At 67.8% G+C, this 10,629-nt stretch carries 8 protein-coding genes and 1 tRNA gene; 5 read left to right on the forward strand and 4 right to left on the reverse strand.

Features of this window, described 5'->3' with window-relative positions:
• Positions 1-185: 185 nt before the first annotated feature.
• On the forward strand, positions 186-539 hold the full coding sequence (locus VNN10_14355; protein HXH23204.1) for a hypothetical protein: 354 nt from the start codon (positions 186-188) through the stop codon (positions 537-539).
• Positions 540-603: 64 nt separating this feature from the next.
• Positions 604-691 (forward strand) — tRNA-Leu (locus VNN10_14360).
• 2 nt (positions 692-693) lie between these two features.
• Here the strand turns inward: VNN10_14360 and VNN10_14365 are convergent.
• On the reverse strand, positions 694-1,992 hold the full coding sequence (locus tag VNN10_14365) for an MFS transporter (protein HXH23205.1): 1,299 nt from the start codon (positions 1,990-1,992) through the stop codon (positions 694-696).
• Positions 1,993-2,070: 78 nt separating this feature from the next.
• Between VNN10_14365 and VNN10_14370 the strand changes: the two genes are divergently transcribed.
• Positions 2,071-2,442, forward strand: a complete 372-nt coding sequence (locus VNN10_14370) for a hypothetical protein (GenBank protein HXH23206.1) — start codon at positions 2,071-2,073, stop codon at positions 2,440-2,442.
• A gap of 144 nt (positions 2,443-2,586) precedes the next feature.
• Here the strand turns inward: VNN10_14370 and uvrA are convergent, their stop codons facing one another.
• The 3 genes from uvrA to VNN10_14385 form a co-directional block, all read right to left on the reverse strand.
• On the reverse strand, positions 2,587-5,592 hold the full coding sequence (uvrA, locus tag VNN10_14375) for an excinuclease ABC subunit UvrA (protein ID HXH23207.1): 3,006 nt from the start codon (positions 5,590-5,592) through the stop codon (positions 2,587-2,589).
• 290 nt (positions 5,593-5,882) lie between these two features.
• A complete protein-coding gene (locus VNN10_14380) occupies positions 5,883-6,719 on the reverse strand; it encodes a hypothetical protein (GenBank protein ID HXH23208.1) in 837 nt (278 codons plus the stop codon).
• 1,504 nt (positions 6,720-8,223) lie between these two features.
• Positions 8,224-8,823, reverse strand: a complete 600-nt coding sequence (locus VNN10_14385) for a 5'-nucleotidase (GenBank protein HXH23209.1) — start codon at positions 8,821-8,823, stop codon at positions 8,224-8,226.
• A gap of 83 nt (positions 8,824-8,906) precedes the next feature.
• Here VNN10_14385 and VNN10_14390 point away from each other — a divergent pair, with 83 nt between their 5' ends.
• Together VNN10_14390 and VNN10_14395 are read left to right on the forward strand one after the other, a co-directional pair.
• Positions 8,907-10,337 carry a CoA-binding protein gene (locus VNN10_14390; protein HXH23210.1) on the forward strand — a complete coding sequence of 477 codons (1,431 nt, stop codon included), beginning with the start codon at positions 8,907-8,909 and terminating at the stop codon, positions 10,335-10,337.
• Between the two features lie 17 nt (positions 10,338-10,354).
• The coding region (locus VNN10_14395; protein HXH23211.1) for a CBS domain-containing protein at positions 10,355-10,629 on the forward strand (275 nt) is incomplete at its 3' end.

Here is a 10,629-nt window from a genome sequence, read left to right on the forward strand (position 1 = left end):
AAGAGCTCGAGGCCGAGGGCCGGATCGGCCGGCTGGCGGAGGAGCACTATTCCTTCATGGGCTTCCAGGAGCGCGGCTGTTCCGAGTGGCGCGCGAAGTACGGCCCCGAGATCGCGCAGCGGCTCAAGGAGGCCAACGTCAACGCCCTCGTCCTGGCGCCGGCCTGACCGGACTGCTGCCGCAACGTGCCCGTGCTGGCGCGTTCCATCGAAGAAGCCGGAGTCGCCACAGTAATCGTCACGATGATGCCGGATATCGCCTCCAAGTTCCGGCTCTCGCGCATCGTCGGAGTCGAGTTCCCCTTCGGCCATGCCTTCGGCATGCCGAACGATGCCGCCATGCAGCGCAAGGTCTGCGAGGCGGCCGTTCGCCTGCTCGCCGAAGCTACCGGGCCGGAGTCGCGCCTCGACCTCGACATCGAGTGGCCGGTCGACCCCTCGGTCGCCTACCGCGACTGGCAGCCCGCGGAGCCGAGCCCGATCGTGGCCTACAACATGCGCAGGCGCCAGGAGATGGAGGCAGGCCGTTCCGCTGAGTAACCGGGCCGGTCACCTATAATCGAACCTGGAGCCGGCGCGCGCCGGCCCGGAGGTAGCAGGCTCAGCCGGAGTGGCGGAACGGTAGACGCGGCGGTCTCAAAAACCGTTGGGGTGAAAGCCCCGTGTGGGTTCGAATCCCACCTTCGGCACCAGGTCAGTCTCCCGGCGCGCCCGCGGCCTGGCGCAGACTCGCGCCCGCCGTCGCCGCCTTCGGACGCGGCTTCGTCGCCAGGATGAAGAAGACGGAGCCGAAGCCCGCGAGCGCGGCCAGGATCGTGAAGCCGCTCTCGTAGCTCCCCGTGCGGTCGGCGAGCACCCCCGCGAGGAGCGGCCCGGACACCTGCCCGAACATCACGATCAGCGACGAAAAGCCCATGATCGTGCCGAAGGAGCGCCGGCCGAAGTAGTCGGCCCGCATCGCCTGCATCAGGGGGCCGCGCGTGCCCCAGGCCAGGCCGTGCAGCACCGCGAAGGCGATCGCCATCCAGGTCGCGGTCGCGTACGCCACCAGCAACAGGCCCGCGGCGTGCATGGCCATGCAGAGCGTCGCTATCAGGCGCTTCTCGAAGCGGTCGCCGAGGAAGCCGCCCAGGAGCTGGCCGGCCACCTGCATGGCGGTCATCAGCGTTACGATCAGCGCCGCCCCGGCCAGCGAGTAGCCCAGGTTGCCGTGCAGGTGCGAGACCAGGTGCACCATGACCGCGCCCACCACCAGCAGCGCCGCCCCGTGGCCAAGCGAGATCAGCCAGAAGGCCGGCGTCCGCAGCGCCTGGGCCGCATCGAAGTCGGCTGGCTCCCCGGCCGTCGCGGACGGCGTCGCGCCCGGAGCGGTCCTCCCCAGCGGGTCTCCGTCCACGGTCATGCCGTAGTGCTCCGGCCGGAACCTGACCATCTGCACGAGCGGTAGGCCCGCGACGAGGATGAGCACGCCGGAGGCCAGGGCGGTAGCGCGCCAGCCGAAGTGGTCCAGCATCAACACCACCGCGGGCACGAGCAGGCCGCCGACGGCAAAGCCCATCGACATCAGGGCAAGCGCCGTTGCCCGGCGGCGCTCGAACCAGTTGACGATAGCTACCGTAAGGGGAAAGAAGCCGGCCAGGCTCGAGCCGAGCGCCATCAGGGCGAACGCGACGTAGAACTGCCAGGCGCTCTCGATCTGGCTGAAGGCGATGAAGCCTCCGCCGAAGAGCAGCATCCCGACGCGCATCAGTGCGCGCGGCCCCAGGCGGTCCATCAGCCAGCCCTGCAGCGGGCCGAGAAGGCCGCTTTCGACGCGGGTCAGGGAATAGGCCCCGGACAGCATCGTCTTCGTCCAGCCGAACTCCCGTTGCAGCAGGACCACGTATGCTCCGTAGGCCTGGTTGAGCAGCGCCCCGACGAGCAGCTGGATCATGAACCCGGCCGCGACAATCCACCACCCGTAGAAGATGCGCGGCAGGCGCCCGATGACCATGAGTCGAGTTTAGTAGAGGCGCCCGCTATGGGCTTGCGGCGGACGGCAGAGGCCAGCACCCTGCATCAGGGGGGACGAGTGGCAATCGAGAAGGTATTTCGCATCGAGGCCGATGCGCCGGCGATCTGGCGGGCCCTGTGGTCCGAGCTCGGTGACGCCGGCGCCGGCCCCTCTCGTCTGGAGCCGGAGTCAGCCTGGCCGGAGCGCCTGTCGCTGCACGTCGACCTGGCCGGCGTCCGCTGCCGGCTGACCTACACTATCGCGAACGAAGACAACTTCTGCGTCGTCACCGCGGCCCTCGAGCCGCTGGGCGCCCGCTACCGCCTCTACCAGGCCCTGACCTTCGGCCACTTTCGCCGCAACTGCGAGCTGCTGCTCGCGGCCGGGCTCGCGAACCTCAAGGCCGCCGTCGAGGGCGGCGACGGGCCGGAAGCCGGCGGGCCGGCGTGAGCACCGGCTTCCTCTGCACGCGACGCTCGGCGAGGCCGGAGCGGATGCTTGGCCCGAGTGTGGCTGCCACGCGCCCGGACAAGACGCCACCACCTCCTTCCATGAGGCGGATGGGGTCTCGAGCTCCGGGTACGGCCTGAGGAGCTAAGTCGCCGCCGCGACCTTCGCCCGCCGTCTTGCGGCGCCGTTGGTACTCGGGGCGGCCGGCGCGATGTCGATGCCGCGGCGCGCGAAGGCCTGCCGCAGATAGCGCGCCGTGAGGCTCGTGGGGTGGGCGGCGACCTCCTCCGGCGTGCCCTCGGCGATCAGCTCGCCGCCGCGCTCGCCGCCAAGGGGGCCAAGGTCGATGATGTGGTCGGCGTTCAGCATCACGTCGATGTGGTGCTCGATAACAACGACGGTGTTGCCCGCGTCCGCGAGGCGCTGGAGCACGGCGAGGAGGTTGCGCACGTCCTCGAACGACAGGCCCGTCGTGGGCTCGTCGAGGATGTACAGGGTGCGGCCGGTCGAGCGCTTCGATAGCTCCGTCGACAGCTTGACGCGCTGCGCCTCGCCGCCGGAGACCGTGGTCGCCGGCTGGCCGAGGGTGATGTAGCCCAGGCCGACGTCCTTCAGCGTCTGGAGCTTCGAGCGCACCTTGGGGAAGGCGGCGAAGAACTCGACCGCCTCGTCCACCGTCATCTCCAGCACTTCGGCGATGTTCTTGCCGCGGAAGAGGATCTCCAGGGCCTCGCGGTTGTAGCGCTTGCCCTTGCAGACCTCGCACGGGACAGTGACGTCCGGCAGGAACTGCATCTCGATCTCGATGTAGCCCTCGCCCTGGCAGGCCTCGCAGCGGCCGCCCTTGACGTTGAAGCTGAAGCGGCCCGGGTTGTAGCCGCGCAGCCGCGCCTCCGGCACGGAGGCGAAAAGCTCACGGATGGGCGTGAACAGGCCCGTGTAGGTCGCGGGGTTGGAGCGCGGCGTGCGCCCAATCGGCGACTGGTCGACGTCAATCACCTTGTCGAGGTGGCCCAGGCCCTGGATTATGTCGTGCTTGCCGGGCCGGTCGCGGGCGCCATAGAGCACCTGGGCCGCCTTCTTATAGAGGACCTCGGTGATGAGCGTCGACTTCCCTGAGCCGGAGACCCCGGTCACGCAGACGAACTTCCCGAGCGGGATCGCGACGTCGACGTTCTTGAGGTTGTTCTCCCGCGCTCCCTTGATCAGCACGTACTGGCCGTTGCCCGGCCGCCGCGAGCGCGGCATCGGGATCTCGCGCCGCCGGCTGAGGTAGGCGCCGGTCAGGGAGTCCGGGTTCGCCATCACCTCCTCGACCGTGCCCTGGGCCACCACCCTGCCGCCGCCGACCCCGGCCCCCGGGCCCATGTCCACGATGTGGTCCGCCGCGCGCATCATCGATTCGTCGTGCTCCACGATGAGCACGGTGTTGCCGAGGTCGCGCAGGCGGCACAGCGTGCGGATCAGGCGGTCGTCGTCGGCAGGATGGAGCCCGATCGTCGGCTCGTCGCAGACATAGAGGACGCCCATTAGCCCCGAGCCGATCTGCGTCGCCAGGCGGATGCGCTGCGCCTCACCGCCGGACAGCGTCGCCGTCGCGCGGTCGAGGGTGAGGTAGTCGAGGCCGACTTCGACCAGGAAGTCGAGGCGCGCCCGGATCTCCTTGAGGATCTGGTACGCGATGGCCTGCTCGCGCGGCGAGAGCGGCGTGTTCGGGCCCGCCAGGTGGTCGAACCAGTCCTTCGCCTCGAGGATCGACATCGCTGTCGTCTCGGTGATGTTCTTGCCGCCGACCAGGACGGCGCGTGACTCCGGCTTCAGGCGCGCGCCCTTGCAGGTCGAGCAGGGGACGGCGGCCATGTAGCGTTCGAACTCCTGGCGGATGTACTCGGACTCCGTCTCCTTGTAGCGGCGCATCATGTTCGTGATCACGCCCTCGTATTTCGTCTCCCAGCGGTTCGTAGCGCCGCTGCTGCTCTGGTAGACGACGGTCACCTGCCCGGGGTCGCCGTACAGGACGATGCGGAGTTGCTCCGGCGTCAGCTCGCTCACGGGAGCATTGAGGTCTATCTTGTGCTTGCGCGCCGCGGCCTCGAGGAGGCGGTAATACCAGGTGCTGGTCGAGGCGGCGCGCGACCAGGGGATTATGGCGCCCTCGGCGAGGCTCAGGCTCTTGTTCGGGATCACCAACTCCGGGTCGATCTCCATCTTCACGCCCAGGCCGGTGCAGTCCGGGCAGGCGCCGTGAGGGCTGTTGAAGCTGAAGTTCCGCGGCGCGAGCTCGCCGAGCGAGATGTGCCCCTCCGGACAGGCCAGCTTCTCGGAGTAGAGGCGCTCTTCCGGGGCCGGCGCCTCCGAGGCGCCATTGCGGCCGCGGCCGCGCTCTTTCGCCGCCGGCGCCTTCAGCGGCGGGTCGATCGTGACGAGCATGACGCCGCCGCCGAGCTTCAGCGCCGTCTCGACGGAGTCGGCGAGGCGGCTGGCGGAAGCGGCGGAGCCCTCGCCGCCGGGCGCCTCGGTGATCAGACGGTCGACCACGACCTCGATGCTGTGACGCTTGTTCTTGTCGAGCGGGATGTCCTCGTCGAGGTCGTGCACGACGCCGTCGACGCGGACGCGGACGAAGCCGGCCCGGCGGGCGTCCTCGAAGACGTGGTGGTGCTCGCCCTTGCGGTCGCCGATCACCGGCGCCAGGAGCATGAGGCGGTGGCCTTCGGGCAGCTCGAGGATGGAGTCGACGATCTGCTGCACCGTCTGGCGCTCGATGGGGCGGCCACAGACGGGGCAGTGGGGCCGCCCCGCGCGCGCGAAGAGGAGGCGGAGGTAGTCGTAGATCTCGGTGACGGTGCCGACCGTGGAGCGCGGGTTGCGGCTGGCGCCCTTCTGGTCGATGGAGATCGCCGGGCTCAGGCCCTCGATGTAGTCGACGTCCGGCTTCTCCATCTGGCCCAGGAACTGCCGGGCGTAGGCGGAGAGGGACTCGACGTAGCGGCGCTGGCCCTCGGCGTAGATGGTGTCGAAGGCGAGGGAGGACTTGCCGGAGCCGGAGAGGCCAGTGATGACCACCAGCTTGTCCCGGGGGATGGTGACGTCGATGTTCTTGAGGTTATGCTCGCGGGCGCCGCGGACGATGATCGCTTCGTGGGGCAAGAGGGTTCCCTTGTCGCGGGCGTGGTAGGGTTATCATTCTAGCCACGGCGGGGGACTCGAACAAGGGTGCTAAAGAGTAGTGTCGTTGCTCCGAGAATCTGTCCGCTGGTTCTGCTCAGTAGATTTGTCCGTTGAGACGCTAGCGATGATTCTGTCCTTCCATGAGAGAAGACCCCGTCATCTTGTGCCAGAACCTGATCTACGGAGAGACTCACTGACCCTACTACATGGTTAAAGGGAGCGAACCTTCGTGCTGGAGCGTCAGGCGCAACTCCCGCACGAAGGGGCTTCTACCACCTTCGGCCGTGCCACCACCTGCGAAGCGTGAGCAGCGCCCCGACGGCTATCGCCAGGGCAAGTCCGGCTGCGGCGCCCGCCCAAAGTTGCCAATTGCCGTCACTTTGCTCCGCGAGGGGACTGGCATCGGGAGCAGGGTGTGGCGTCGTGAACGTAATGTCGAGGGAGCGCGTTCCTGGAGCGCCATCCGGACTCTCAGGCACGGGCTGACCGTTGATTCGCAGTTCGATGCGGTCGCCGGCCTTCGCGCAGCCTCGAGTTGCCTGATCGGACCGGACAATGATGACGTACCAGGCGTCGCCGGCTGGTTCTTCAGGCAGGACTTCCCCCTGGCCGCAGGACCGCCCTTTCACGAAGGCCTCGATAGTACTGCGGGGTGGCGGGTTCTGGCCCCTGATCAGTCCGGACAGGACGGTCACCGGCGGCCCGAAGACGAGGTTTAGCGGTGGAGGATAGGATGCTGCGGCGCTTCCCGAAAACATCGTGGGCGCGCGCGGAGGCATCGCCTTCCAGACGGCAACTTCGTTCGCGAAGCGGCCTCCCGAGCGGAACCTGATGGTGTCGCCGTCCTTGCCGCAGCCACGCCGCTCGGACTCCCCGAGCACCTCGATGTAGAACGTGGAAGCGGCCGCCTTTCCTCGCGGCCCATGGCTTGCCCCGGGAGCAGTAACTGCCTGGCCGCAGACGGTGTTGCCGATCACAGCCTCGATCGCCGTGCCTGCGGACGCACCTGCTGAGTCGATGTAGACCGCTCCGACAAACCACGCCCGCTCGACCGCCGCGGAGGCCCTGGGGCTGGCCACCTGCCCTGCGGCCAGTGGCACAAGCAAGGCCGCGCACCTCATGACGTTTAGCAGTTGTCGAGGTAGATGCATTGCCCTGCCACCTCCTTGTCCCTGAACGTTGGGAACTGCCTGCTACGCGGCGGCGTCTGCATGATTGGTGCATCTGTGCCGTCGGAATGGTCGGCCCGACCTCGTGCGAGATGGTCGCGGCGATGCAATCGTAGTAGCCCAGCGGCGGCGGCTGCCAGGGGACGAGGAGTGGCATCGCGCCTCGGTTGTCTCCGCGTATCACGCACGCCCGCAGAAGCCTTCCCCTGAGGTTGATCACGCACCCGAACAAGCGTGCATTGGTTCCAAGTCGCCCTGAAAGGCCGACCGGCGCGGCCCGGCAGCCAGTGTCCGGGGTATCTTCAGTCACACCTCTTCTCCGCTCTGCTTATCGCGAGCGCGCGGACACGGGAGGTCTGAGTCTCTGTATGCCTCTTCGCCGTGCCGCCACCATGACTCCGGCGGCCAGGACGAGAGTGGCGAGGCCGACTAGAGCCACATCGGTCTGCAGGCCCGCCCCGCTTGTGGATGTGGAGTCCTCCGGCTGCGGCGGCGCGGCAGCACCTGCCGGCAGGCCTTCCCCAGTCTGAGGGGGTGTCACGACGAGACTTATCTCCCGGACGGGTTCTCCTGGGATCGCACGGCGCCAGGCAATCGCGGGCTGTGGCTGCGCCACTACTCCCGGCTGACCGTCGGGGTAGAAGATGATAGCAACGATATTGCTATCAGCGGGGCAATCGGAACTGAGTACGGGGGTCAGATTGGCTACGCCCATGACGACTGCGACTTGGGCGCACCTAATCGTGCGCTGCTCCACGGGACCTGCCTGGGTTGGCGGCAGCACCCTTGCCAGGTCGACAGTAGTTCCGGCGGGCGCTGCCCTCGCCCCTCCCCGTTCGCGGACCTCTATCTTGTGAACTGGGCCGGTGCCGCTTGTGTCTGGAGCTGGGGGCGTGGAGACAGCCCGCGTTGGCGCCGGAGTGTCCGCGAGTGCCCGGCCGGACGCCGCCGCCAGGAGTAGACCCGAGAGCAGCGCCACGCGCATTGCGTACATCGTTGTCCTCCTCTTACCAGGGGCAGTAGAAGTAAAACGGAATGCACCACTCCGGGGTGCGGCGCTCACCGGCCGTTGGGGTCAGGGTTCCGGGATCGGGACTCCGCATGATGGTTGTATGGTCAGTGCCCTCGTCCTTAAGGCCCAGGGCGTGCCCGACTTCGTGCGAGATGACAGTAGCTGCTGAGTCATTTCCTGTATCCAACGTTGCCTGACGCAAGTGCAGATTACACTTCGCACTTATCCAACGATGAGGGCGTTGTCTTCCACCAGTTGTCCCTATCGTTCGCATATCGTCAGGCCCGTCAGCAGCACGAAGGCATGCCGAGGCGTGGCCTGCGGCCCGGCAGCCCGCCGGGCCGCCGCCATATCACGCTGCCGTATCGGAAGGACACGCCAGGAGCGGGTTTCAGCAGGACCTGGCGCCAGGTCGGCGCCCCGGCAGCCTCAGCGGCCGCCGGCCCCGGCCGCACGCATCCGCGCCAGCACCATCTCCACCACCTCGGCCCAGGTGTCGGCGCGCGGCGGGCCGACGTCCAGGTTGGCGGAGTTCGTGAAGACGATCGTCTCCTTGCCCTGGTCGCGCAGCCGCTTCACGTTCTCGGGCGAGTCCTCGACGTACATGTCGGCGCCGACGTCCGCCTTCTCGCGCATGAAGCAGAGGTCCCAGTAGGGGATGTCGTGGTAGTCCAGCCAGTCGACGGTCTGGCGCACCGCCACCTGGTGGAAGTACTTGATGTAGAGGCGATGGGTGATGATGCGGATGCGCACGCCTTCGTCCGAGAGGCGGCGCAACGCCTGCGGCGCGCCCGGCATAACGGGCAGCACACGAAAGAGGTCGCGCTGCGTGACCGCGAAGCGGTGGAGCGCATCGTAGCCTCCGGGGGCTTTGTCGACGCCCCACTCCGGCAGGTCCCAGGTCACGGCCAGCGGCAGCTTCTCGACCGGCACGCCGAGCCACTCGGCGGCGATCGGGCGCAGGCCGGCGTAGAAGTCGGCGCAGACGCCGTCGAGGTCAACCCCCAGCACGAACCGTCGCTCAGTCATCAGCGTTCGCGCTGAGTTTAGCGCTCTCTGCCGGCCTCCTGCCGCCCTGCCCTCAGGCGCCAACATCGGCTAAACTCACGCCGATGCCTCCCGACCTCAACGCCAGGCTCGAACGCGCCCTCAACCCCAGGACTGTCGCCGTCGTCGGCGACAAAGGCCCCGGCTTCATGTGGCTCCGCGGTTACCGCGAGTTCACCGGCAAGCTCTACTCCGTGCAGGTCGACCCCACCCAGATCGCCGGTATCGAGGCACTGGGAGTGCCGAATTTCACCAGCCTCCTCGACATCCCGGACGAGATCGATTACGTGCAGGTCGCTGTCCCCCGGCGCTTCGCGCCCCTGATCGCCGCCGACGCCGCCAGGAAGAAGGTCGGCGCCGTCGCCTTCTTCACCTCCGGCTTCGCCGAGACGGACGAGGAGGAGGGCATAAGGCTCCAGGAAGAACTCACCCGGATTGCCAGGGAGAACGACCTCCTCATCATCGGGCCGAACTGCATGGGCCTCTACAACCCGGCCGTGAAAGTACGTCAGTCCGGCCAGCAGCAGGTCGAAGCGCCCGGCCCGGTCGGCTTCATCTCGATGTCGGGCACGCATGCCATCAACTTCGGCGTCACCGGCGCCGCCAACGGCGTCCGCATCTCGAAGTCGGTCAGCATCGGCAACCAGATCGTCCTCAATGCCGCGCATTACCTGGAGTACCTGGCCCAGGACGCGGACACGCGGGTCATTGGCATGTACCTGGAGGGGGTCAAGGACGGCCGCGCCCTTTTCGCCGCCCTGAAAAAGGCCAGCGCCGCCAAGCCCGTCATCGTCTGGAAGGGCGGGCAGACCCCGGAGGGCCAGCGCGCCACCCACTCGCACACCGCCTCCCTCGGCACGCCGGCGCGCATCTGGGACGCCATTGTCAGGCAGTGCGGACTGATTGCCACCAATAGCCTCGACGAGACGATCGATGCCTGTAAGGCCCTCGTGTACTCGAAGCCCGCGACCGGGCGCCGCATGGCCTTGCTCGCCATGACCGGCGGCCAGTCCGTCGTCATCACCGACGCTTTCGCCAAGGCCGGCCTAGAGGTCCCCACCCTCACAGAGGGCTCCTACGCGCGCCTGCGCGAGTTCTTCAACATCATCGGCGGCAGCTACCGCAACCCCTTCGATATGGCTGGCACCATCGGTCAGCGCGGCGCCGTCAGCGAGCACGACAACCTTCGCGCCATCCTCGAGATCGTGGACGCTGACCCGAATATCGACGCGATCGCCGTCGAGACGCGCGGCCCCGGTGGTGGCGGCCCCCCGGAGCAGCAGATGCGCATGGTGAACGCCCTCAAGGAGCTGCAGGAGCGCTCGTCGAAACCCATAGTCACCATCGTGCACCCGGGCGCCGACGAGGGGAACGCGGCCCAGGGCCGTCAGCTCTTCCTCGAGAACGGCCTCGCGAGCTTCCACAGCTTCGAGCGCGCGGCGAAGGCCCTCGCCTCGGCCATCGGGTACTGGCGCTGGCGCGCTGGCCTGGACTAGCCGGAAAGGAACCAAAGATGAAAGTCCGAGACGTCATGACCACTCCTGTCGTGCAGATCAAGGAGTCCGACACGGTCCGCGCGGCCGCCGAGCTCATGGTGAAGCACCGCACCGGCGCCCTCGTGGTGGTCGATGCCAACGGCAACATCGCCGGCGTCGTCACTGACCGCGACCTGGTCACCGAATGCGTCGCACCCGGCCGAGACCCGGCGACATTCCAGGTCGGCAACTGCGTCGCCGAGGACTATGGCTCCACCCAGCACCCCACGACCGTGAAGCCCGACATGGAGAT

Source organism: Dehalococcoidia bacterium (assembly GCA_035574915.1).
Taxonomy (GTDB): domain Bacteria; phylum Chloroflexota; class Dehalococcoidia; order DSTF01; family WHTK01; genus DATLYJ01.